Here is a 23,897-nt window from a genome sequence, read left to right as displayed (position 1 = left end):
ATCTTCCCAAATTCTGCCGGTGAGTAAAATGCGGTCTCGCGAATTCGCTCCACCGCGGATCTCGAACTCGGGGGCATGACACCTGCATAGCGCCTGTCACGGTTGCGGGATGCGGATCGTAAACGTTGCGCCGTTCTCCACGCTCGACGCCGATCACCCTGCCGTGGGCCTCGACCAGCGCTTCGCGACGCCAATCCCAACCTCAAAAAGCCCCTTGCTCGAGTCGGCTGATTTCGCGTAAACCGACCGAAGACGAACGAAGTTCGATCGGCGGCGATCTCAACGCCACGTGCACCCAGAGCACAGCGTTCGTCCGGCGATCGTTCGACCCCGATCTCGATCTCGCCTCCGGTGTGGTGCTGCAATGCGTTGCGCAGAGATTGTCGAGGATTTCCATCAGGCGCACCGATCGACCTCGCCGGCGCTTCGGGCATCCTGGCGCGCGCGTCAAACCGACTTCGTCCGCGTAGCCTCGCTTTCCGCGATAGTCCTGCACCAACCCCATCGAGCAGCGCGCCAACATCGACCCGTTCCCCGTGCAGCCGCAGCGCGCCAGCCTCGGCAGGAGACGGTGCGAAGTCTTCGAGCAACTCGCCATCATTTCGGCTACGCCGCACGATCAGATGCAGATGATCACTGTCTCGGGGATACACCCATCCAGCATCCCTCTTCAGGTCTCGAATCACGGGAAAGCGGTGTGCGTAGTCTGCGCAATCTCGGCCTGTAGCGCGACACGTTGTACCTCGGCGTTGCGCAGCCGGGCCGCCAGCGGAGCATCACCGACCGTGTAGATCTTGCGTTTCGGGCCACCCGCGCTCGGCGCCCGATGTCGTACTCCCCGGCGGCGATGTGGTCCACGCCTACTGCCACTTCGTCGAGCGCCAGCGCATTGCGGCGCGCGAGAAAGCTGCGCGTGCCGAGCACACGCCAGCAGGATGAGGACGACAAGACCGCTGAATGGCACGATCGCCTGCTGTCGCTGCCGGCCCGGTCGACGCTTCCTCCAAACGTCCCAATAGATGCAGCATGGAGAGAACGCACGACGCCAGAACCAGGAGGCCGGGGTCCGAGCATGAGCGCGGCAATACGCGGCGCGAATTGTCGCTGCCATCTTCCAGTCGTCGGGTGGCCATGGTTCGTCTGCCGGCCACCAGGGTGGCGGTTCCTGTGTGTCGAACTCACCTCGATACCCCTCCGCGAAGCGGTATCCTGCCACACCGTAGACCGTCTGAACGTAGGTTGGCTTGGCCGAGTCGGGTTCGACCTTGCGGCGGATGTTCTTGATATGCGCATCGATTGCCCGCTCGTATCCTTCGAACGCATCGCCGCGCACGGCATCGAGGAGCTGCCCGCGGGTGAACACCTGTCCCGGGCGGCGCGCCATGGTGGCGAGCAGTTGGAACTCGGTAGCGGTCAGTTCGACCGGCGCCCCATCCACGCCACGCGCATGCGAGGCACGTCGATCTCCATCGTGCCGCGGCGCAACACGAACGTCATCCTCGAGCACTCGTGCGCCGCAAGACTGCCCCGCACCTGCGCGACCACCTCACGCGGCTGAACGGTTTCACGATGTAGTCATCCGCGCCGAGCTCCAGCCCAACGATGCGGTCGGTCTCCTCGCCGCGCGCGGTCAGGATCACGATCGGCATGCGGGCGAACGTGCGGATTTCCCTGATGACATCGAGCCCGTCCCGTTTGGGCAATCCCAGATCGAGCACGATCAGATCGGGGCGCCCATTGCGCGCGGCAATCAGCGCCGCGTCGCCATCCTGCGCGACGGACGTGCTGGCATCCGGCCTGGCCGAGATAATCCCGCACCAGTTGCATTTCGGCCGTCCTCGATCAGAATGGCTGTCACACTCGATCCCCATCCGGCTGTTATGCCACGGCGTCCATCTGATGGCTTTCACATACTGGCCAATTGTGAACGGTCGTGGAGGCAAATGGAGGATCTGCCCCGACCGTTGACGTTATGTCCGAACAGCAAGATGATATCGGGTAACGCTCGCGCCATTCACACTGCTCAGAGGACGACACGGTCGCCCAACCGCACACCATATCGAGCGAATCATGATCCTGGTACTGTACGCCCTTGATCGGCCGCGATAGCGAACGAAGGTCAGGTGCTTCTTGTTGCGCGTCCAGATGTGCCGCTAGTGACGCTCAACGGTGCTGGAGGCGGGGAAGACCTATCGCGCTGCGAGTCGCCGCCGATCTGAGCAAGGATTTCGAGGAAACGTTCGATTCATCCCACCTTCGCGACGACATGAGAACCTCAGCTGGTTCTCCTACGATTGCAGCGTCGGTCTGGTCGGTTTGAGCGATCAGACGCTTACTTTGGCGGGACTATTGCGCTATTTCTCCGGTCGTCTCTCGCTCCTCATCGTCGACAACTTCGAACAGGTGATGCCGGCAGCCGCTGATGTATCAGGAGCTCTGGCGCACCGCCCTGAGCTGACAATCCTCGCAACAAGTCGGGAACCCCTCCGCATCGAGGGAGCATGAGTTCCTGATCCTTCCGCTGGCTGTTCCATCGCGTCCCTCACCTAATGAGGTTGGTGCGGCAATCAGAGTCGATGCAGCTTCGAGCAACGGGCGAGGGTACGGAACGATTTCTTGATCTCACCAGAAAACGTCGAAACGGTGGCGGAGATTTGCATCCGGCTGGACGGACTTCTCCCCGCCATCGAGCCGCTGCCGCCAGAGTGAAGATCCTCTCCCCAGGCGATTCTGTCTCGACTGGTCGACCGGCTCGCATTGCTCAGCCGTGATGGGCGGGATGCACTGACCGGTTGCGCACGATGCGACGCGGTCGGTTGAGCTATGACCTTCTCACCGATGAAGAGCGCGCGTTGTTTCGCCATCTTCTCGGTTTTCGCTGGTGTACCCACCGAGATGGCTGCAAGTCTCCTTGCCAATCCCGATGTCGCCCAGCCCATCGACCTATTCGAAGGTAGATGTCCCTCCTGCTGGACAAGAACCTGCTCGTCCAGGTCGATCAGACTGCGGGAGAACTGAGATCTTGCATGGGCGGGAGACCAGCTCCCGAGCATATGCCCTCGAACAGCTCGATGCCCACGGCGAGGCTCACGCCACCTGAGACGCTCTCGCAGCATGGCTCATCGATCGAACCACGACCGCATCTGATGAGCAGTGGGGCCGAACCAGCGAACCTGGACGACCTTCTTCGAATTGAGGTCGACGCAATCTCCGGGCAGTTATCGCCTGGCTGCTCGAACAGGGGCGATGTCGACGGTGCAAGCTGGATGATCGCCAATGCGTCGCGCTGCTGGTACATACGTGGAAACTTTGAAGGATGGTCGAAGAAGAACGAGCCCTCGTGTTGGGAGATGCGATTGATCGGGACGAAGCGGCACCGCCTGGAACTCAGTGGCAGTGGTTCCTGTTTCACATGGGCGAAATCGATCGGGCAATGGCGATGTTGTTGATAGTGCGTGCACGAGCCAACGTCGCATTGAGCGATCCCTTGGCATCGCCGCCCAATGCCGCCACCCGGGTTTATCGATGATAGTCTTGCCGATCTGACGACGCGGTCGCTCACTCGAGGCGGCGTTGGGATTTCCCACGCTCGGCCGGATATCGCGCCATGGGAGGCGTTCGCGCTCAACAGCCTGGGACATGCGAACTCTCGAACTGGGCAATATCGACCAGGCCGAAAGGCACTTCTCGACGAAGCGCTGTCAGTGTTCCTGCAGGACGGCAACTCCGCTTATGCCGGCATGATATTGACAACCGCTTTCAAGATCGCCCGAGCCTGGAGGCGATCCCAGGCACGCCCGTAGTCTCTTCGTAGAGAGCCTTGCGCTTCGTTGGGAGCACCAGAGCGAATTGGGCCAGGGATGTCTACGCGGGCTCGGCCAGATCGGAAGTGCTGGTAGGGCGACACGAGGAAGCGGCTCAGCTGTTCGGCGCAGCTGATGCGCTGCGCGAGGCAATTGGCGCAGAGTTGCCAGGTCCGCACCCCGCCACGCGCAGGCGCGCACCACAGCCTGCAGACACCTGGGCGACGATCGCCTCGCAGCCTGTTGAACACGGCAGACAAACACCCTTGAGGAGGTCGCCACGGTCGTTCGAACCGGACCTGGACGTGACTGCCGCTCGGCCAATCGAAATTGCGCAGGAAGCCTTCGACCTTACAAACCGTGTGAGAGAGAGGTCCTTCGGCACATTTCGCATCGGCCGCTCGAACAAGCAGATCGCAGAGGCGCTCTTTGTCAGCGAGCGGACAGCCCAAACACACGTCCAGCAGCATTTCGACAAGATGGACGTCAACACACGCGCTGCTGCTGCCGCGCTTGCGGTGGAACACGGAATAGAGTAGCTACCTGCCGGTTTGACCATAAATTGACGGCAAGCAACAGCAGCATCATGATGATGGCCTCGGTCAGCGAATCAGCCAACTCGGAGCCGGATCGTAAGGAGCATCTCGACAATTGAGCTCCATATTCCTTTGCCACGCACGCCACTGATCGGTCGCGAACGGGAGCGCGACACCATCGCCGCGCTTCTGCTACGAGACGATGTGCCGCTCGTCACCCTGACTGGTCCCGGCGGGGGCCGGCAAGACCCGTCTGGCGTTGCAGATCGCGGCCGATCTGGTCGATAGGTTCGAAGGCAATGTGATTTCTCCCGCTGGCTGCGATCCGCGAACTGCAACTTGTGCTACCTGCCATGGCGCAAGCGCTTTGCTGACGGTCTGTGAGTAGTCACCCAGACGGCTTGCTGGCCTATCTTGCTGGGCGCAACTTCTTGCTGTGATCGACAACCTCGAACAAGTCATGGCGGCTGCGCCCGAACTCTCCGATTTGCTGGCCCACAGTCCAAACCTCACCATGCTCGTAACCAGTCGCGAGCCGCCGCACATCGCCGGCGAGCATGAATTCCCTGTGCCCACCATGTCGCTTCCCGCGCGACATTCCACGGTCGATCAGTTGTTGCCTCGGAATCGGCCCGGCTTTTCACGCAACGCGCCCAAGCGGCTGATCCCGACTTTTCCGTCACACCAGAGACAGCCGCGACGGTCGCGGACATCTGCATCCGGCTCGATGGATTCCCGCTGGCGGTCGAGCTCGCTGCTCCAGGGTGAAGTTCCTCTCCCGCGGGCAATCCAGGCACGGCTGGTCGACCGGCTGGCGCCTCAACCGGGAAGGGCGCGATGTGCCTGACCGGCTGCGCACGATGCGCGATGCCGTCGCCTGAGCAGACCTCTGTCTGACGACGAAAGTGTGCTTTTTCGCCGGCTCGCGGTCTTTCCCGGCGGCCGCACTACCGAATCGGCGGCTGCTGTCCTTGGCCAAATGGAAAACGAACCAGAGTTCGCACCGTCTGAAGGGATCATATCGTTGGTCGACAAGAGCCCTAGTGCAGATCGATCAACCATCCGGCGAATCGCGATTTGACGCTCGAAACCGTGCGAGCCTATGGCCTGGAGCAACTCGCATTCCACGACGAGGCAGACACCGCCATGAGTGCCCTGGCGGAATGGCTGGTTCATCGACCGACTAGGCGTCTGGCAGAACAGAAGTTCGGTCCCAAGCAGGCGGAATGGTCCGCCTTCTTCTGATGCCGAAATCGACAACGTGCGATCCGCGCTCACGTTCTTGCTGAACAACGCGATCTCGAGCGGGCCAGCCATCTTGCCATCGCACCCGCGCGCCATTGGTATACGAAAGGAACTTCACCGAATCACGCTCCCAAGGAGCAGGTGCTCGTGCTCGACGATCTGATCAAGCCCGGGTCCATTGCGCGGATGGTTGCTGTCCGTAGCGGCTCAGCTCTCTAACCAGAGAGCCGAACGCGCAGCGGATATTTTGGGAGCCCTTGCTCGCGATGAGCGTCGCTGAAGGTGACGACTTCTTCTTGTCGCGCAGACACTTCATGTCATGGGAGCGCCGACACGCATGGATGGGGGGATCGAACCGCTGCGTAGATGCGTTCGAGCGATCGATGGTGCACTATCGTCGAGCAAACCGCCGTTCTGGATCGTCCAGGGACTGCAGGGGCTTGGGCATGCCAACTTCGAGCAAGGTAAAGATCACCCTCGCGGAACAACAGTTCGAGGAAGCGCTGGTGTTCACGCGTGCTGATGGCAACGACTTTGGGCAGGGAATGGTGCTGTCCCATCTGGCAAAGGTCGCGCGCAGTCGCGGCGATTTTCAACGGGCAGAACAACCTCTATCGGGAAAGCCTTGCGTTCCGCTGGAAATTGGGCGACAACCTGGAACAGCTATTGCCTTCGAGGGTTGGGCCGCATCTTCGCCGCGTCCGGCTCGTACGAGCGGGCAGCGGTCACACCGGGCGCCGATCAGCCTAAGCCGCCTGATTGGGGCGATCCCTCCTCCAAATCGAAGTCGTTACGACCAAGAAGCCGAGCGACTCGGCACGTAGATGGGACAAGAGCGCATGCAAGCGCTCTGGCGAACAGGAGCCATTACACTACTGCAGGAGATCGTTGGTGAACTCTGCGCATCGACTCGCGCCACCGGCAGCATACCCCGTTCCATCCGACGCCAATGGACCGCAGTTCGGTCTGATTCCCACGTGAGATCGAAGTCCTCCGGCCTCGTTCGGGACGGCCGCTCCAATCGGGAAATCGGCGAACAGCTTTTTCGTCAGGCGAGCGCACCGCGCAGACACACGTACAGCACATTCTCGCCAAGCTCGGACGTCAATAACGGCTGGCGGCTGCCGCGTGAGCGGTCGAACTGGAGATCGTCTGACACGTTATTACCACCGATACGTCATTACGTATGGATGGGAAGGCGACACCGTCGGGCGTGAAATCCGCCGATCGGCGGACGACCATCGAACCGCGGGAACCTAGGATGTCAGTAACCCCGGCAAGCCAACCGGGATGGCAATTCGACAAGCGCTTGCCCCACCTGACGACAGGAGACCGACGATGAACTACCGAAGCCACATTCCAGACGTCGATATCCCGAATGCTCCATTTCCGACCGTCGCGCTGCGCAACGCCACTCGTCTCGCGGATAAGCCCGCGTTCATCGATGCCGAATCCGGACGGATCGTGATCTTTGAAGCGAACTTCGCCACCAGGTCGATCGCGCCGCCGCCGGTTTGCATGAACGAGGGTGCGAAAGGGCGATGTGGTCGCGATGTTCGCCTCAACAGCATCGACTATGCCATCGCGTTCTATGCCATCACCTCACTTGAGCGATCGCGGCACTCGCCAATCCGACCTGGACAGCCAACGAGCTGGGAACCCAACTCTCGCGCCAATCGGCCCGCTTCATGCTCACGACATCCGCGGCGCTGCTCGATACGGTGCAGGCGGCGAATGCCCCATTGCTGACGAACGACCGGATCGTTGTTCCTGGCGAGCACCCAACGCTGAGGACATTCGACGAACCGTTGGCCAGCACCGCATCGGTTCCCGTGGTCGATATCGATCCGGAGCGGACATCGCCGCACTGCTCTGCTCCAGCGGAACGACTGGCATGCCCAAGAGCGTCATGCTCAGTCATCGAGCGCTGGTCGCCACCGGCGCTGTTGGCGCGGTGCTCGAAGGTGTCCAGAGCATGATGTCCTGGCGGACAGCTTCCCCTGTTCCATGCCTTTGGCGTGTTGATCAATCTGCCTCCGGCCCGATGGCCGGCGCGACCAGCGTCATCATCTCCCGCTTCGATTTCGAACGGTTTCGCTCGTCCAGACCTATCGCATGACCAAGTCTTACGCCGCCACCGTTGATCGTGCATCTGGCAAAGAACCCTATCGTCGACAACTATGACCATCGTCGCTCGCGTTCATCCTTTCCGGGCGGCTCCACTTGGCGGAGATGTCCAGGAACTCGTCCGGAACGCAAAGGTTGCCTCGTCAAACAGGGGTATGGCATGAGCGAAGGGTGCCAACGCTGGATTCGTCCCAACGACCTCGCCGTTCGAGAAACAGGGATCCGCCGGTAAGCTCACATCCAGAACTGAAGCGCGGGTCGTCGATCCGGGAAAGCGGTCAGGATCTTCCCACTGGCGAGCGCGGCGAGCCTCTGGATGCGCGGGATTCAAATGATGTCGGGCTATCTGAACGATCCTGAAGCGACTGCGGCAACCCTGATTCCGATGGCTGGCTCCACACGTATGATATCGCCTATGCCGACGAAGATGGCTATTTCTACGTTGTCGACCGGCTCAAGGAACTCATCAAATACAAGGGCTATCAGGTCGCTCCGGCAGAGCCTGGAAGCCATCTTGCTGACTCATCCGGCGGTAGCGGACGCGCCGCCGTGCGCTATCCAGACGATGATGCAGGGGAGATTCCCAAAGCATTTGTGGTCGCCCGAGCGCCGGTCGAAGCCGATGAACTGATGGCCTGGGTGGCTGAACGGGTGGCGCCATATAAGAAGGTGCGCATGGTGGAGTTCATCGACGTCATTCCGAAATCACCATCTGGCAAGATCTTGCGTCGCGAGTTGATCGCCCGCGACCGGCAGCCAACGCCGGTATTGGTGTAGCGCCATGATCGCGCTGGCCGGTGTTCAAGACGCCGCGCGTCCTGTTTCAATGCCTGCCCCTGGAACAGGTCGCAGCGAGCAGATGTTCCGCGCGCAGGTGAACGAGCAGCGTCTCTATTCAGGAGCAGCACTGGCGGTCTCGGTCAGTGGCTGTGGTGGTGCTTCGATCTGGTGATCGGGTACGCCGATACACAGCGGGCCACACCTGTTGACGCGGAATCGCTCTTCCCAATGTTCTCCGGTTCCAAGCCGCTCGGTGCGGTGGCATTGTGGCAGCAAGCCGAGAAGGGTCGTCTTTCGCTGACGATCGGGTGGCCGATCATTGGCCGGCGTTCGGGAGCAACGGCAAAGACGTGGTTCTGGTTCGGCACATTCTCTGCCACCGCGGCTTTCCGTCGACCCCAGAGCCGCTACCGCGCGCAGCCTGGGACCATGCGCAGCACGTGAATCGCATCCTCGGAACGCTCACGCTGGAAACTCGCCCCGGCGTCACCAGCAGCTATCACTTTCACCTGTATTCGGGTGATTGCGGAATTGATCCGCACCGTCGATGGCCGCACGTACCAGTCCTATCTCCGCGAGGAGATTCTGAACCCGCTTGACTCGAGCAGAGTCATATCGTGGTTTCTCCCGATCTGGAAGAGCGTTGCGTCGCTTCATGCCACTGATGGCACGGACGAATGGGGTGTCGAGGTCATACGCTCGATGGACGATGATCCGATCTAATGCGCGGTCGTGCCTGGTGGCAGCCTGGTATCGACCGCGGCCGATATGGCGCGCTTCTACGCCGCGATCGCGCTCGGTGGCGCTATCGATGGCGCTCAAATCCTCCGCCCCGAGACGGTTGAACGGATGTTGGAGGTGGCCGTGCTGGACGAGATCGATCCATCGTTCGACCTTCCCGTGCGCCGATGCTACGGATTCGAACTTGGCGGCCTGAACGAGCCACGCCGGCACTGGCCGGGAGCAACCAGCACACTCCGGACCTTTTGGCATGGTGGCATGGGATCGTCAGTTTGCTGGGGAGACCGCGACATGGGTCTGGCCGTGGCGTTTCTGACGAACGGCATACGACGTGACAAGGGCGGGCGCAATCGCCCGGCGTGACCTTTCAGACGCGATCCGAAGTGCGTTCCTTGGCACGAACGCTCTTCGGGAGCGGCACACGCTCCCTGGCGCGGACCGCTATGGCGCAGATGTCGTTTCGACCACACCGCGCAGGATCCCTCCATGACGAAGCTTCCCAATTACGACTTTCATCATCGTCGGCGCGGGACCAGCAGGGTGCGTACTGGCCAATCGCCTTCTTCCGACCCAGCCCGTTCGGTGCTGCTGATCAAGCCGGTCCAGACTACGGATCCGATCTCGCCGATTGGCCGGTGGAACTGTTGAACCCGCTGACGTCCTGACCGATTCCCACCCGGGGGTACGAGCACAACAGAGACGCTCGACCATCAGCTCGAGTTGCCGCGCGGCCGGGTGGTCGGAGGCAATGTCGACCATGAATGGGTGCATCTGGATGCGCGGATCGGCCGAAGATTATGACGACTGGGCGTCGATGGGGAATCCCGGCTGGGGGTTCGACGACTTGCTGCCCTGGTTCCAGAAAGCCGAGGCTGATCTCGCTCGGCGGAAAACTGCAATGGCCCAGACGGCTCCCGTTCCGACTCTCGCGTGCCCGCATCACAGTGACACCGCTCGACCGTGCGCTGATCGCATCGGCAAACGAACTGGGATTCGAAACCATCGCCGATCTGAATGGTGACAGAGAGCAGTCTCCCGGCATTGGTCCGACCCCAAAGAACATCCGCGACGGGGTCCGGTTCAATGGCGCGCTCTCCTATCTCGCTCCCGTTCGCGAGCGCGCGAATCTGACGATTCTCCCCAACACGACCATCGACCGCGTCGTGATCGAGGATGGCCGCGCCTCAGGGGTTATGACGAGCGGCGGTTCAGCGATCTCGGGACGCACGATCATTCTGTCCGCCGGCGCCTATGGTTCTCCGGCGATCTTGCTTCGATCGGGAATCGGACCGCGCGCCGATCTGATGGCATTGGGGATTCCGGTCGTCGCGGATCTGCCCGGGGTCGGCGCTGGATTGATGGACCATCCACTCGTCAACGGGCTCATGGAATGCGCCAATTGCGCCGGGCGCGGCGCCCGATGCGGTGACATTCACGCCGCTCCTGATCAAGGCGCGCAGTAGCCAGGTGAGCGACGAGATCGACCTGCATATCTACCAGGGCCAGTCGTTCGACGAATCGAGCGGTCAATGGCGGCTCTGGCTCTCGATCTCGCTGCAATTCGCCCGCTCGCATGGCCGGTTGCGTTTGACCTCGCGTGACCCAGAGGCGCCTCTGGACATCGATCACGCCTATTTCAGCGATCCGGCCGATCTCGCCGCGCTGGCGGACGGTGTGGAGTTGGTCAACCGGTTGGTGTCCACCGGTCCCCTGGCCGAAATCGTGCAACCGTTGCCGGAGAGCACACTCACCTGGTCGTCGCGAGACGAGCTCGAACGCAAGGTTCGCTCCCAGGTGGGCACCACCTTCCACCCATCCAGTAGCTGCCGGATGGGTCCCGCAAGCGACCCGATGGCCGTTGTGGATGCACACGCCCGGGTGTACGGTGTGGATGGCCTGCTGGTGGTGGATGCCTCGATCTTTCCCACGGGGCCCCGCGTGAACCTGCATTGCCCCATCGTTGCCGCGGCCGAGAAGATTGCCGCAGAGCTTGCAGCCGACGCCTAGCGCGTTCCGCCAACGCATCGGCGATCGAGCACATCGGGATCCCCATAACCACCCGTTCGGAAGCGAGCCGAACATGATGTCACGCTTTTCTCCCGCTCCAACCGTCTCTCTTTCCAGAGTGGCGCGAACGCATAGGCGACGATCCGATGCAGGCTCACAGGTCGTCCGATACCGGAACTGCCTCAGAGCCGACCGCACCCAGCGACAACGTCCTGGTGGCGGAGGCGCGTATCGATTCGTGCCGATTCGAACACTTTTCGATCGGTACTGGAGTCCGTGCTGCGTTTCTGTCTGGTCCAGTGGAACGATAAAGCAGCTGCCGAACGCGGCCAGTCAAGCGTTCCTCAGCGCGCATCGCAATCTGCATCGCTTCAAGGAATCGACGAATCGTCATTTCGCTGCTGGCTCTTCGCCATTGCCCGAAACACCACTCGAGACATGCATCGTTTGTCACATCGGCACCCCACCGCGTCCAACTCAGCGAAGCGAAACTCGTGGATCCGGCAAAGTCTCCGGAAGATGCGGCGCTGGATTCAGGTATCAAAACCGTCTCCTCCAGCAGTTGCTCCCTGACTTTACCTGACGAGCAGCGGCAACTCATCGAAGCTGCGCGCCGCTGGATTGACCGCCGCCGAAATTGGCGTCGTACTGGGCAAATCCGAAACCGCGGTGCGGCAAGCGCAGTCGCGCCTGATCCGATCGCTGCGCGCGCGGTTCGATGTCTCCTCGGCCGATGGGGTGATGCGCCATGCCTGAGCAGTTCGCCCATGGATCTGCCGACTGGGACCGGCGTGGTGTCTCCGGAAACAGCAATCCCGCACAGCGAGCCCGACGACCGCTTCATTCTGGCCATCGAGCGTCTCTTTCCCAGTCCGGCATCAGATCAGGCAAAGGCACGTGCACGAGCTCGCATTCTTGACACGAAGCGGCCGAGATCGACGCAGCGTCAGTTGTTGTTCCGGGATGCGCTCATACTCCCGAAGCCAGTCGATCCTGCCGGCGAGTCTGACGCGGAGCCATCGGTGGTTTGGCAGCGGCGATGCTGTTGAATTCCAACTGCTTGGCGCTGGGCTCTGGTTTGTCGGGCGCTCGATCTGGCGTGGTCAGCGTCGGAGAACGAGCACGTCATCCCGGCGGCGTCCGATCGACTGGGCGACGTCCCGATATGCAGCATCGACCCCGGCCGATCCAATGCGGACCCGGTCCGGGCATCGAACGCCAGCCAACGATCGCCTGGGAATACCCGGTGAGCGGAACGATTAGGCGCGGCTCCGATCGTTGTCGACGAGGTCGCCTGCTTTGGCTCCTCCTCGCACCTTCCCAACAAGCCAAGCAGGTGCTGGCGGTCCGCGCCAACGACGGCGAGCTCATCTGGTCGACGCCGACTGAGCACACGCTATCAGCGGATTCAGCGGCCTCGACCCAGCTCGATCTACGTGGTCGTGGCGGAGTCGCTTTATGCCCTCGACTCCTACGCCAGACGAACGCTGGCGAACCCACTTCGCAGTGATGAGCCTATCGATGCCGTGGTACGGCTCGCTCGCTGGACGGACGGAACCTGGTCGTTTCGAGCGGGTCGCCGATGTCGGTCGCTGCTGTTGACGGAACATTTTCGTGGCGCGCTCCTCGGACGAATGGGTGGAAGGCGAAGAGCACGTCTATGCAGTCTCACCAGACGATGGCACCGTGCGCTGGGAAACCACCGGCCACGCGGACCTGCAGGAGGCAGCACTCGCGCTTTCGCTCGCCGATGGATCGGTCGCGTGGACCCATCCGGGGACACCGGCGTTTCTCGGACCGTCGTACGTCGATGGAACTGTGTTCTACGGAGAGCACGTCCGCGCGGGTGATATTGCGCTCGATGCTGCCACGGGCCGTGAGGAATGGCAGGCGAAGATGGCATCGACCGATGAGTTCGATGGCCGCAGTTCCCCTTCGGTTACGTCGGATCTGGTCGTTGTCGCCACTGTGTCAGGCGTCGTGGTCGGAATCGATCGCGGCAATGGCGAGATTCGGTGGAGGGAGAATGCCGTTTCCGGCCCATCGATGGTCTTCGGCGATCGTCAGTGCCTATCTCTGGGGACGTTGCGTGGCAGGCGCCTACTCCGAGATTGCGGCTCGATCTACCGATCAGTCAACGCTCTGGTCATTGCCCAGTCTCCGTGCATAGTTGGGGATCAGCCCCCTCATAATTTCAGACCAGACATTCGTTGCCACCCTCGTGGAGTCAAAGACACCGGGAAGCTCGTCGCGCTGCGATCGCCCCAGCCAGGCTCATTCATTCAGTTGACCAACACGTTCATCGCCCAGCATGTTCGGGAGGGTCGCCATGTCGCTGTAAACTCCGCGTTCTCTGCTTGCTTGCCGTGGCTGCGATTGCCTGACGGCATCGCACCACAGGACCCTGTTTGGGCGGCCGTTCACCGATCCGTTCCGAGCGAGGTTCTCGCCAGCGTGCGCGCCTGCCTGGCGTGCGTCGACCGCTTCATGATCGACGGCAATCTGGACGACCTCTGAAACGCTCGACCAGCCAGGTTCGGACACAGGCTCGATCCCTGGCCGGCGGTCGATCTCGAACAGCGGGACATTGCGGCGCTGGCGTTTCGCGCCACCTTCCCCAACCTCCGCGTGTCACTGACGGGCGTCGAAGCCCAGCGACGACGCTTTTCTCGTGAACATCGAAGAGAACGACGGCGCGCCGTTCGTTCCTGCCCGGACTCGAGGAAACAACGACCGATCCGCCGCTCGAACCAGGCACCCTCATCGAGCTCGATGAAACAGAGCGTCGTTCGGGCCGGTTCATCAGCACCAGGCGCCATTGCCCTGACCGCCGGACGCCAACGCTCCGTTCCGCATATCCGCGTCCGCGACGCTCGTCGCCGCTCTGATCGAATTGACACCCGCCACCAGCATGGCGAGCGGTATCTGGCAGTTCACGCCCCGGAGCTGGTCGTTGCCGCAGACGGAAGCCTGCGCGTCAGCGGCGCCGGGCGCCTACTCCGTGCTCGCCAGGGGCAGCGACCGGTGGCGCGCGTTGGGAGCGGATCAAACCGTCGTAGGTCGGGCCTGGAGACCTGCTTTCCATCGCAAGCGGACACGCAGTCTTGACAATGACCTCCAGCGAGCCAGCCCACCTCATCGTTGCTGCAGTCGATTCGCTGAACACCCACCAACCCTCCGAGCCCGAAGGAGGACGGTCCGCTCCGGGGAATCTGACGACGATGATCGCAACAGCGGATGCATCGATGGAGACCTGGTTCGGTTCGATCGAATCGGCCACGCAGAGCACCGCTCGCTCCGGTTCGGGCTGGGCAACGCTCCAGCCAACCTGGATCGTCTCACCGTCCGATGCGCAGCCGGAGGTTGTAGCGGACGACGTCCCCTCGATCGTGCTCGATCTTTCTCCGCAAACAGCGAGCGCTACCGGTGCGCAACCATCGCCAAGCGCTTCCGGTGATCCCGAGGTAGCCCGGGTCCTGCTGCTCTTGCGCTTGGTTCCCACGGATGGCGTGCATTCGTGAGTCGGCGTGCTTCATCCTTCCCGGGTTCGATGGCGGAAAACTGCGAGAATGTCATGTAAAACGACCCAGGTTGACAGGAGCGAAGCACCCAATGACCTGGAGTCTCACCATCGCCGATATTCTGCCCGCCAAGCGCACCATCTTGTGGCAGTTGGCCAAGCAAGCCGGGGTTACCGCCGCGGTCGTGAGCATGCCAGAAAGGCCAGACGATCCACCGGTCTGGAAGTTCGAAGCCCTGCTGCGGCTGAAGCAAGTTTCGCGGACGACGGTATCGATCTGCAAGTGATCGATCCCCGCTGCATCCGTGATCATGGAGACCGATCAAACAGGGCACCGACCAGTTCGACTGGGCGCTCGACCGCTTCTGCGAAATGATCGACAACATGGGCCGCGCCGGTATTCCAGTGATGTGCCACAACTTCATGGCCGGGCTCGGTTGGCTGCGCACATCCATGGCGCTCCCCAGACGCGACGGCGCATTGGTGCAGCTGCCAATGTGAGACCGTGCAACGCGCGGCGGCCTAAGCGAATTCGGCGAGATCTCCAGAAGACGGGCTTTGGGAGCGGATGGAAATCTTCCTCAAGCGGGTCGTGCCTGTCTGAAAAAGCCGGAGTCAAGCTGGCGAGTGCATCCCGACGACCTGATCTCTCCGGTGCGCAGCGTTGGCCGCATCCTGACGAGTCCGGACAACTTGCAACAGGTCATCGATCTCGTTCCCAGCCCGAACAATGGCATTACCTTCTGCGGGGTCGATCTCGACCATGGTGGTCGACATGCCAAGAGATCCGCCTTCGCCGGTCAGAACAAGGTCTTCTTCATCCACTTCCGCGATGTCGATGGCAATCCGGCGAAGTTCCGCGAAACGTTCCACGACGCCGGGCAAACCGATATGTTCGAAACCATGCATACCTGGCGCGATTGCCGGTCTGGCCCATTTCGAGTCGACCACATTCCCACTCTGGCCGGCGAGGCCAATCTGTCACCTGGCTACGACGTCATGGGCCGGCTCTATGCCGCCCGGCTGCCAAAGAGCTTGATGAAAGGGTCAACAGACCGGCTGATCTCACCGCCCACGCGGATCGTCCAGTTCCGCCGCTCACCGGAGGGCGGACGAAGAAATGGCGTGAGTGCCGTATCATGCTTCCGAGCATTCGGTGCAATTTCCTTCTGTCCTGTCCGCGCTCGGGAGTGCTTGATGTCGACAACCCAAGATCGAGGTCTATCGAGATCTGTTCGCGAATGTCTGGCTTCGGCTCAAGGAACGATGGGCGACGTCACGCCGGAGCAGGCGCACTGGCAACCCCTGGGCCGGGTGGTGCCCATAGCCGGGCACTACATTCACCACCTGACCGCCGAAGACGCAATCATCAACTTCGGCCTGCGGGTGTCACCCCTCTTCTGATGGGCGAGTGGGCGAGCCCGCCGCGGGTATCCAGGCCCATGCCGTTTCCGGACCCTGGGATAACTGGGCGCGGTCGTTGACCCGTCGATCTGGACGCGGCGCGTGTCTGCGCGCAGGCAGTCTATGCCAACACGGACAGCTATCTCGCTGGACTGGACGACGATCAGCTTGCAGTCGTCGCGGACTACGGCCATCGGATTCGGGGAACAACCGCTGTCATACATCCTGAATCAGGTCCTTACGGATGGGGCTGCGCACTGCGGGGAGATCTCCTGCATCAAAGGGCTGCAACAACAACAGGGCTACCCCTTCTAGTCGCCGGCGCGAAACCGGTGCGTCTTCCAGACCATGCCGCGGCTCGCCGCTGCAGTCAGCTCATCGTAGCTATCCAGCGCGGCGACTCCGCCGGTTTCGTCTCGCGTGTAGATCCAACCGTTGCCGGTCAATGGCGGCGTCGCCTGGTTCAAATCGAGGTCGATTTTTCCCGGGGATAGCGACTCGCCAAAGCTCGGCGCCGGTGACTGGATCGAGACCAAGCAGACGGGTGTCGCTGCCCACCAGAAGTACACCGTCGACCATCGGGCGCTCCTGCCGAGAAATCACCCGTCGGGACACTCCAGCGCATCTCCCCAATCAGCGCATCGAGCGCTGCGGTGGGCGCCACCGAATCCGTTGCTGCTCACGTAGAGCGTTCCGTCGACTACGAACGGCAATCCCGTCGGGGGATACGTGCCGGTCCCCGGGTCCTGCTCGCCCATCGAAGCGCGCCAGCGTTCTGCTCCTGTCTCAGGGTCGTACGCAACCATCTGCCCGTTCACGCGAAGGGAACGTAGAGCACGCCTCCTCCAGCCCCCACCGGACCAGTCACGGGATTGTCTGCTCCTCTGACACCCAATCGTTCTCCCCAGTGGCGGCATCGACTGCGACAATGCGCCCGCCATCGAACCCGGTGGACACGAAGACCGTGTCGCCTTCGACGAACGGCGCACCGCGCGACGGTTTCTGCAGATCGACTTCCCACGCGATCGCGCCGCTGGCTGCATCGAGTGCCAGCAGGACAGCATCGCCCCGGTTCACGAAGAAGAGCGTGCCATTCGCATAGGTGACCGCATCGATCGGCGTTGCCGGGAGCTCCCGGTTTTCGACATCGGTCCGCCAAAGCTCATCGCCGGTTTTCGCGTCCACGGCATAGACAACGCGCCGCTGCCGACCAGACTTCCTATCTCTGCGTAGACAACTCCATCCACCACGATCGGATCGGCAGACGCGCCTCTTCGGGCACATCGTGCGTCCAGCGCACCGCGCCAGTTGCGGGATCGAGCGAAACGATCTGGCCGCCGGGATCGTCCGGAATCCCGATGACTGCGACCAATGTCGCGCCGTCATCTGGAGATATCGAGACCGTACGCGGCGCCATCGGCCAATGCGTACCGCCAGCTGAGTTGCGGGGACGCCATTTGGCGGCCGCGCCGCCTCCACTCAACGATCGACCCAAGAACCATCACCAGAACCGCGCAATAGGTACTTTTCAAACGGTGAATCATCCTGCAATCTCTTCACTACGACGGAAACCACTAATCGCATTCACAAGGCGCGTGCGAGCGCCCAATCAGAGCGAACGCGCAACCGGCAGGGTACCGCCAATCGCATTGTCAGGAAAAGGGAGGGATCGACGCGATGCACGAAGCCGACGAACTCGCTTCCCCGCATGGTGCCGGTGGTTGCGCCCGTCAGGAGGGCATGCCGGCGAGGTACAGCCGGTCGAGCTCTTTTTCGATCTGGTCTACGCGCTCGCGGTCACGCAACTGACCCATCACCTGCTCGAAGCGCTCAGCTGGAAGGGTGCTGGAGACGCTGCTGGCGCTGCTTTGGGGTGTGTGGGCGGGCTGGATCTGCATCACGTGGATCTCGAACTACTTCGACGTAGCCGCGCGCGGCCGGTCCGGCCGGCGGTGCTCGTTGCGGCATTCGGTTTAAAGCTCGCTTCCTCGATTCCTGAAGCGTTCGGGGAACGGGCGGGATTGTTCGCCGCGGCGGTCGTCGTCCTCACCGTTGGCGCTCCGGTTCTCGGCCTTCTGGCGGTCGGCCTGCCCACCCGCTCCGGATGGTGTCTTGTTCGGGTGGCGGTTTGGGATGCGCTCGTAGGTATCCTGTGGTTGGCCGGCGCTGTTGCTGACGATTATTGGCGGCTCGAATGTGGCTTCTGGCCTCCGTGGTCATCGGGATCTTCGTCATCTACCTCGGCTTTCCGCTGCCTGGATTGGGACGCAGCCGCACAACCGATTACATCGATTACCGGTCTTCACATGCAGAGCGGTGCCTGCTGTTCATCATTCTGGCCATTGGCGAATCGGTGCTCATCACTGGCGCGGGGTTTCGGGAGCTGCCCCACTCCCGTGAGACCTGGACCGCCTTCACCGTGGCGTTTGTCGGTAGTGCTTCGCAATGTGGTGGATTCATTTCTTCGACCGCACCATCGAACTGGCGCGAGCGCGCATGGGCACGGCAGCCGATCCAGGACGCCTGGGCGTCCTCGCCTACACCTTCTATCACATGTGGGCTACGGTCGCCGGCATCATCGTCGCCGCCGCCGGCGACGAACTCTCACTCGCGCATCCGGACGAGACGGCAGGCCGGGCGACAGTCCTCGTTCTTGGGGACCTGCGCTTCTTCCTGCTCGGCAATCTGCTCTACAAGGCAACGATGTTCGGCCGCATCTCACGCGCGCAGGCAGGCCATCGTCTTGCTGATCGACTCATGCTCGTCGTGCAGGGTCGTACCCGACCCGACGTGGCATTCGCGGCAGTCGTCGTCTTGCTGGCGGTCGCCGTTTCGGACCTGTCGAGCGAACTGCGCAGATCGGCTGTCCGTGCCGAGTAGACAAGAAGCGCCGTCCCATACTTCGCGCCGAACCTGGGCGTTTCCGTAGCGTTTCCGTAGCGTTTCCTTTGAGGATGACCGCACCGAATCGACAAAATGCCGGCATCTATGTCAACCCACGCGCCGAATGACGCCTGATGATCGATCCCACACCTCCATTGGTCGTACGTTCAAGTTGACGTGAGGGCACGCGTTCAGTACCGTCGAATTATGCGCTCGCCGGTAACGGCGATTTCACGCTGTGGAAACCGGGAGCATGCGCCAACCCGCAACTGGCGTATGCCGGGCAACGACAAAGGGAATGTGCAATGAAGAGAGGATTCCTCGCGTTACTCCTTCTCGCCGCGATGGCGCTTAGCGCCGTGCAACAGCCGCAACAGGCAAGCGCGCAATCGTGCGGCCCGTGCCCGGCACGCCCATGTGACCCAGAGCCTCAATCTGCGCGCTTCACGGCCTCGAGTTCTTCGGTAGTGTTGGCAGTGATGCCAGCCGGGTCGACCCCGGTTGGTACCCGGACTGGTATCAGCGCTACCGGATATGCCCGCGTCCGCTACGGCTCGACCTACGGCTACGCGTTCGCTGACCATGCTGCTCTACCCGGCCTGGGGTACGCCACCACGGCGGTGAATCTGCCACGGCGGGCTGGCACCAGCTACAGCGTGCTGCTCGTGATTCCCAGAAATGGGCCGGTGACGGTACTGTCTGGCCCGACCTCGAACGGCTGGTACAACGTCCAGTACGGCACGGTGGCCGGATACATCATCAGCACCTACCTCGCCTTCCAGGACAACAATGTCAGCTTCGTCCCGGGTGAGACGCCGCACACCACCACGTCACTGCGGCTGCGCCAGCGCTGGCACCGGTTACGGCACCATCGCGATCCTCCCCGCTGGCACGGTGGTAACGATCATCTCCGGCCCGATCTTTGCCAACACGTACGGCTGGTATCGGGTCTCTCCACGACCCTACGGCACTGGCTGGGTCGGAGACTATCTGCAGTAAAGAAGAAGCCGCCAGCACACCGCACCCGGAAACAGCGACGTCAAATCGACGCCGCTGTTTCCGGCTCCTCAGTTGCAACACCCGGGTGCAACGGTGTGTGCACATCACGCTCCCGGCGTTGTGGCCCTACCAGCTTTCCAACACCGCTCCCAACAGGAAAACGCAGAAAGCCCAAGGCCAAACGCCTGATACCCGCCCATAGCGATCAAACCTCCGCCAATCGCCGCGCCAGCGGCCCCGCCAAAATTGACCATCGATCCCCGTTCAGCAACATCGTGGTTCCTTGCTCGCCCAGGCTCTCCGGTCGACAGCAACAGGGTCACGCCGATTGCGATCAGCGCTTGCCATCGCCATAACCACAATCAGGGCCGACCGCGAAGCCCGGTGATGGCCTGACCCGCCGCTACCGTGGCAAGCGCGGTCACGACGCACATGATGCCCGACGATCCGCGCCGCCACGTGCGATCAATCGTCCCGCAGCGAGCTCCCCGAACGCATAGCCGGTCGCGCCGATGTAGTAGACGAGCCCGATCCCTTTGGTATAAATCATGTTCTGACCCAGGTACACACTCCCAGGTAGGTGAGCACCCCAAGCCAGCAAGATCAGGCGAATTGCGGTTGCCGTCAATGGCGGACTGTCGAAGCGTGACCCAGCACGGGGAGCATAGGCAGCCGTGAACGCCGACTCAGGGATTTCAGACCGGCGGCGGTCTTTGGGAATGACGATAGTGTCGGCACCACCGTGCATACCGCGATTCCGCCGAGCGCAATCATGGCCACCCGCCAGCTGGTGGCGCTGCCGAGGACAGTGAGCCTTGGGATCGATGATCCCGCCAACGTCATCGACCCAACCAGCCAGCTGAGGCGTTTTCCGATCATCCGGCGAAAAGATAGCGCCCACGATAGCGAACAGAATGCCAAACGTCAGCGCGTCCGCGAGCCGCCGACGAGGCTGATGCTCAGCAACCAGGGAAAAGGAGCCAGCCCAGCGCCGGTCACGTTGATGGCGACGCAGCAAACCCCGATGTGGTCGGCGGTAGACGATAGCCGCAGCGATCCGCGACAATCGGACCGATCACCAGCGAGAACGGCGCTCAACAGCACCGTAGACGTGACAACCTGCCCCAGAGAGAAATCCCGACACGCGAGATCCAGAGGCACCTCGAGTAGAACAGGGTCATCGCGAGAAAATTGAGCACACCCATGATCAGGCAGAGGCAAGCAGATGAAATGCGGTTGTTCTGCTTCGATACGTCATCCATACGACAACATCCGATCAGTGATCGAGTGACGAGGCGTCCTGTCCACCCGCAGTGCGTGTGGCCCGGGTGCCTCGATCGTACGAGCCGTGGCCTGAAAGCGCCCGGATCCCCCATCACGGCGACAGTTGGCGCTACAGCGATGCATGTCCTGCGCGCCGATGACCGCGTTTGGCATCGGTATACATACTGATTTCACGGCTACGTCGTTGCCGGGAGTTGTCCAGCGCGGCGCATGGTCCCATCTCGCATTCGTGGGCGTCACCAGCCGATTCTGTCAGTTGACAAATGTCTATACTTCGACGATGAGTCACGACGCTCACCGAACAAACCAGGTCCTACGAGGTCAAGCGCGTGCAGGCCGATCTCGACCTCTCCGTGAAGAGGGTGGCGCGCGTCTTCACGGCGTCAGCGCCAGACTATCGAGCGCTGGGAGGCGAAAGGTTCGCTTCCAGCGAAGGACGCGGCTGGACGCAGACTGCTTGCCGAGGTTGCGCCGAGATCGTCGATTTGGCAGCGATCGTGTTCGGCACCGACAGGATGCGCCGCTTTTCTCGCTCTGCCGCTGCCGGGCTACGACGGCGCGACACCGTTGCAGTTGATCGAACGCCGCCAATCGGGTGCGGTGCTCGCGCTCCTGGCGACGGACTACGACGGCATTGGCCCCCTGACCAATGGCCGATATCGATCGAAACCCTGGCATGGTGTCGTCTACCGGCAGATTCGGCCCAGTCACCCTTTCCGCCGCTCGATACCCATCTGGCAGGCCGTTCGCGCGAGCAGCGCTGAATGCCCCGGTGAGCCGACTTTTGCTGCTCGCGAACTCGCGCGAAACCGCGCGGGCCGAATCGCTGCGCACTTCCAACGAGACCGGCATCCCGAACTCACCTCTCTGCTGCAGGGAACACGGGGTCTACGCCATCGAGCTCCTGGAGCGCGTCTTCGATCTCACCGACGCTGCTGTCATCGACGGGCTGGCGATTCCAGGTACCCAAGTTGCTTTGCCGACCGCGCGGTTGCACGCGCCACGGTAAGGTTCCTGCGCCATGTCCGCGGCGCGCACGGGATCGTCGTGCCGTCACTGGCACTCCGGCAAACCCGCTCACTGGAATCTGGTCGTCTTTCTGAGACATACCGTCGCTGGAAGCGGTGGTCGCCAAACTCAATACCCGCAGACACCTTCCAGCTCGATTCTGGCTGATCGTCGGAACAACTGGAATCAGCGCGCCGATCGCGATGCCCCGGAGACCCGTTCGCGGAGCCTCCTCCTATACTCTCCCACGGACTGGCTGACGGGCGCGCGGCCAGGGCGTAGCTTCGGTGTCAGGGTCATCACAGGTGGACGATCAGATCGGTTCTCAGCCGCTTCGGCAACGCGGCATGGCCACTCGTGCCGTCCATGCCCGGCATGAGGCGCATCCCACTCCCGGTCGAACGCTCCACCACGACGCCGATCTTCTCCACCACCACGTTCATCCACCCGGACATGGAGTCGCTCGACGCGGTCTTCGCTGGAGAACAACCGGGGGCACAACTATGCCCGGCACGGAAATCCCATCCGGGCCCTGGAAGTAGCCCTTGCCACCCTCGAAGGCACCGAGGACGCGATCGTCTTCGGCAGCGGTATGGGCGCGCTGCATGCCGCGATCCTGAGCTGCGTGAACGCAGGCTCGACGATCGTTGCCTCGCGCGCGAGCTCTTCGGCACCATTGCGCTCCTGCAAGCCATTTTCGATTCGCTCGATGTGCTAACCATCTGCGTCGACCCGTTCGATCTGGACGCGCTGCGCGCCGTCGACACCCACCGCCCACGCGCGGTTCTGCTCGAGACGATCTCAACCCGCTCTTGAACGTAGCCGATCTTACCATCACCGAAATGGCCCATGCAGCCGGCGCGGCGGTCATTGCGACAACACCTTCGCGTCCCCAGCCCTCGTCAATCCCGCGGCGTTCGGCGTCGATCTTGTCATGCACTCGACCACGAAGCCTGGGCAGGCGGCGATGTCGCTCGAGGTGATCTGCGCAGACATGAGGCGGATCGAACCTCTCAGCACGATCAGCCAGCCGCCTGGCCGGCAGTGTCATGGGACAATTCGAGGCCTGGCTCACGTTACGGGGTTGAAGACCTTGCCCTTGCGCATGCGGCAACGGAAAGGAGCGCAAATCTCATTGCCGCCTGGCTGGCCCAGCATCCGCCGTCGATTGCGTCACCTGCATCCCGGCTATTCCTGCTCGTCCGAAACCTGGCCATCTTCCTCGATGAGCGACGTGGTGGCATAGTCTCGTTCGAAATCGCGAATGCCGGCCAGGACGAGGTCTTCCGTTTTCTCGATGCGCTCGAGGTCTTTCTGCCAGGCACGTCGCTGGGCGATGTCTACGGTCTCGCGGTCTCACCAATGTCACCATCGCGCGCTCGATGAGGACCAGCAGGCCGAAATCGGCATTCGGGCCAGCCTCGTCGTCTCGGTCGGCATCGAAGACGTGGAGGATCGATCTCCGATCTCGATCAGGCGCTCCGCCGCGCAATCTCCTCGTAGGTCCCAGACGGCGAAATACCCCTTTCCGGAGCACGACTCTCCACGCCGCGGCAGCTA

Annotated in this window: 28 protein-coding genes; 19 read left to right on the top strand and 9 right to left on the bottom strand. The window is 62.1% G+C overall.

Translation table 11 applies throughout. The features are described 5' to 3' along the window. Positions 1-682: 682 nt before the first annotated feature. From R2855_04890 to R2855_04880, 3 genes are all read right to left on the bottom strand, one after another. Complete coding sequence (locus R2855_04890; GenBank protein MEZ4530350.1) at positions 683-1,507, bottom strand: helix-turn-helix domain-containing protein; 825 nt, start codon at positions 1,505-1,507, stop codon at positions 683-685. Next, positions 1,494-1,871, bottom strand: a complete 378-nt coding sequence (locus R2855_04885) for a response regulator (protein ID MEZ4530349.1) — start codon at positions 1,869-1,871, stop codon at positions 1,494-1,496. Before R2855_04885 ends, R2855_04890 begins: the two co-directional genes overlap by 14 nt. Before the next feature lie 696 nt (positions 1,872-2,567). Continuing rightward, complete coding sequence (locus tag R2855_04880) at positions 2,568-2,864, bottom strand: hypothetical protein (protein MEZ4530348.1); 297 nt, start codon at positions 2,862-2,864, stop codon at positions 2,568-2,570. Positions 2,865-3,316: 452 nt separating this feature from the next. Here R2855_04880 and R2855_04875 point away from each other — a divergent pair, with 452 nt between their 5' ends. From R2855_04875 to R2855_04805, 15 genes are all read left to right on the top strand, one after another. After that, positions 3,317-3,529: a hypothetical protein gene (locus R2855_04875; protein ID MEZ4530347.1), complete on the top strand. Its 213-nt coding sequence runs from the start codon at positions 3,317-3,319 to the stop codon at positions 3,527-3,529. Between the two features lie 579 nt (positions 3,530-4,108). Next, positions 4,109-4,342, top strand: a complete 234-nt coding sequence (locus R2855_04870; protein ID MEZ4530346.1) for a LuxR C-terminal-related transcriptional regulator — start codon at positions 4,109-4,111, stop codon at positions 4,340-4,342. A gap of 1,074 nt (positions 4,343-5,416) precedes the next feature. Next, positions 5,417-5,584 (top strand): hypothetical protein, encoded by a 168-nt coding sequence (locus R2855_04865; protein MEZ4530345.1) that lies wholly within the window; start codon positions 5,417-5,419, stop codon positions 5,582-5,584. Positions 5,585-7,272: 1,688 nt separating this feature from the next. Then, positions 7,273-7,563 (top strand): hypothetical protein, encoded by a 291-nt coding sequence (locus R2855_04860; GenBank protein ID MEZ4530344.1) that lies wholly within the window; start codon positions 7,273-7,275, stop codon positions 7,561-7,563. A 697-nt stretch (positions 7,564-8,260) separates the two neighbouring features. Then, a complete protein-coding gene (locus R2855_04855; protein MEZ4530343.1) occupies positions 8,261-8,488 on the top strand; it encodes a hypothetical protein in 228 nt (75 codons plus the stop codon). 4 nt (positions 8,489-8,492) lie between these two features. Beyond that, positions 8,493-8,663: a hypothetical protein gene (locus R2855_04850; protein ID MEZ4530342.1), complete on the top strand. Its 171-nt coding sequence runs from the start codon at positions 8,493-8,495 to the stop codon at positions 8,661-8,663. 560 nt (positions 8,664-9,223) lie between these two features. Next, positions 9,224-9,595, top strand: a complete 372-nt coding sequence (locus R2855_04845) for a serine hydrolase domain-containing protein (GenBank protein MEZ4530341.1) — start codon at positions 9,224-9,226, stop codon at positions 9,593-9,595. A 581-nt stretch (positions 9,596-10,176) separates the two neighbouring features. After that, positions 10,177-10,695, top strand: a complete 519-nt coding sequence (locus tag R2855_04840; protein ID MEZ4530340.1) for a GMC family oxidoreductase N-terminal domain-containing protein — start codon at positions 10,177-10,179, stop codon at positions 10,693-10,695. Further along, complete coding sequence (locus R2855_04835) at positions 10,658-11,239, top strand: GMC family oxidoreductase (protein MEZ4530339.1); 582 nt, start codon at positions 10,658-10,660, stop codon at positions 11,237-11,239. Before R2855_04840 ends, R2855_04835 begins: the two co-directional genes overlap by 38 nt. A 621-nt stretch (positions 11,240-11,860) precedes the next feature. Further along, complete coding sequence (locus tag R2855_04830; protein ID MEZ4530338.1) at positions 11,861-11,995, top strand: hypothetical protein; 135 nt, start codon at positions 11,861-11,863, stop codon at positions 11,993-11,995. An 858-nt stretch (positions 11,996-12,853) separates the two neighbouring features. Then, entirely contained in the window at positions 12,854-13,756 is a 903-nt protein-coding gene (locus R2855_04825; GenBank protein MEZ4530337.1) for a PQQ-binding-like beta-propeller repeat protein, read from the top strand. Positions 13,757-14,460: 704 nt separating this feature from the next. After that, entirely contained in the window at positions 14,461-14,760 is a 300-nt protein-coding gene (locus R2855_04820; protein ID MEZ4530336.1) for a hypothetical protein, read from the top strand. Between the two features lie 91 nt (positions 14,761-14,851). Further along, positions 14,852-15,046: a hypothetical protein gene (locus R2855_04815; GenBank protein ID MEZ4530335.1), complete on the top strand. Its 195-nt coding sequence runs from the start codon at positions 14,852-14,854 to the stop codon at positions 15,044-15,046. A gap of 34 nt (positions 15,047-15,080) precedes the next feature. Continuing rightward, complete coding sequence (locus tag R2855_04810) at positions 15,081-15,260, top strand: mannonate dehydratase (GenBank protein ID MEZ4530334.1); 180 nt, start codon at positions 15,081-15,083, stop codon at positions 15,258-15,260. 126 nt (positions 15,261-15,386) lie between these two features. Further along, positions 15,387-16,163: a mannonate dehydratase gene (locus tag R2855_04805; protein ID MEZ4530333.1), complete on the top strand. Its 777-nt coding sequence runs from the start codon at positions 15,387-15,389 to the stop codon at positions 16,161-16,163. A gap of 311 nt (positions 16,164-16,474) precedes the next feature. On the opposite strand, the gene R2855_04800 is transcribed toward R2855_04805, so the two are convergent. From R2855_04800 to R2855_04785, 4 genes are all read right to left on the bottom strand, one after another. Then, on the bottom strand, positions 16,475-16,699 hold the full coding sequence (locus R2855_04800; protein ID MEZ4530332.1) for a hypothetical protein: 225 nt from the start codon (positions 16,697-16,699) through the stop codon (positions 16,475-16,477). A 328-nt stretch (positions 16,700-17,027) separates the two neighbouring features. Next, positions 17,028-17,447 (bottom strand): PQQ-binding-like beta-propeller repeat protein, encoded by a 420-nt coding sequence (locus R2855_04795; protein ID MEZ4530331.1) that lies wholly within the window; start codon positions 17,445-17,447, stop codon positions 17,028-17,030. Continuing rightward, a complete protein-coding gene (locus R2855_04790) occupies positions 17,383-17,580 on the bottom strand; it encodes a hypothetical protein (protein ID MEZ4530330.1) in 198 nt (65 codons plus the stop codon). The genes R2855_04795 and R2855_04790 overlap by 65 nt, the downstream gene beginning before the upstream one ends. Before the next feature lie 313 nt (positions 17,581-17,893). Next, entirely contained in the window at positions 17,894-18,064 is a 171-nt protein-coding gene (locus tag R2855_04785; GenBank protein ID MEZ4530329.1) for a hypothetical protein, read from the bottom strand. A gap of 544 nt (positions 18,065-18,608) precedes the next feature. On the opposite strand from R2855_04785, the gene R2855_04780 reads away from it, so the two are divergent. Together R2855_04780 and R2855_04775 are read left to right on the top strand one after the other, a co-directional pair. Next, a complete protein-coding gene (locus R2855_04780; GenBank protein MEZ4530328.1) occupies positions 18,609-19,043 on the top strand; it encodes a low temperature requirement protein A in 435 nt (144 codons plus the stop codon). A gap of 792 nt (positions 19,044-19,835) precedes the next feature. Beyond that, positions 19,836-20,045, top strand: a complete 210-nt coding sequence (locus R2855_04775) for an SH3 domain-containing protein (GenBank protein MEZ4530327.1) — start codon at positions 19,836-19,838, stop codon at positions 20,043-20,045. 421 nt (positions 20,046-20,466) lie between these two features. Here the strand turns inward: R2855_04775 and R2855_04770 are convergent, their stop codons facing one another. Then, on the bottom strand, positions 20,467-20,793 hold the full coding sequence (locus R2855_04770) for a hypothetical protein (protein ID MEZ4530326.1): 327 nt from the start codon (positions 20,791-20,793) through the stop codon (positions 20,467-20,469). A gap of 1,308 nt (positions 20,794-22,101) precedes the next feature. Here R2855_04770 and R2855_04765 point away from each other — a divergent pair. Next, positions 22,102-22,338 carry a hypothetical protein gene (locus R2855_04765; GenBank protein MEZ4530325.1) on the top strand — a complete coding sequence of 79 codons (237 nt, stop codon included), beginning with the start codon at positions 22,102-22,104 and terminating at the stop codon, positions 22,336-22,338. A 298-nt stretch (positions 22,339-22,636) separates the two neighbouring features. Here the strand turns inward: R2855_04765 and R2855_04760 are convergent, their stop codons facing one another. Continuing rightward, a complete protein-coding gene (locus R2855_04760; protein ID MEZ4530324.1) occupies positions 22,637-22,792 on the bottom strand; it encodes a hypothetical protein in 156 nt (51 codons plus the stop codon). 589 nt (positions 22,793-23,381) lie between these two features. Between R2855_04760 and R2855_04755 the strand changes: the two genes are divergently transcribed. Further along, positions 23,382-23,723 carry a hypothetical protein gene (locus R2855_04755; GenBank protein MEZ4530323.1) on the top strand — a complete coding sequence of 114 codons (342 nt, stop codon included), beginning with the start codon at positions 23,382-23,384 and terminating at the stop codon, positions 23,721-23,723. Positions 23,724-23,897: the final 174 nt, after the last annotated feature.

The organism is Thermomicrobiales bacterium (genome assembly GCA_041390825.1).
In the GTDB taxonomy this organism is placed as follows: domain Bacteria; phylum Chloroflexota; class Chloroflexia; order Thermomicrobiales; family UBA6265; genus JAMLHN01.
The sequence above is the reverse complement of the archived record's forward strand: the minus strand, read 5'-3'. Positions and strand labels throughout refer to the sequence as shown.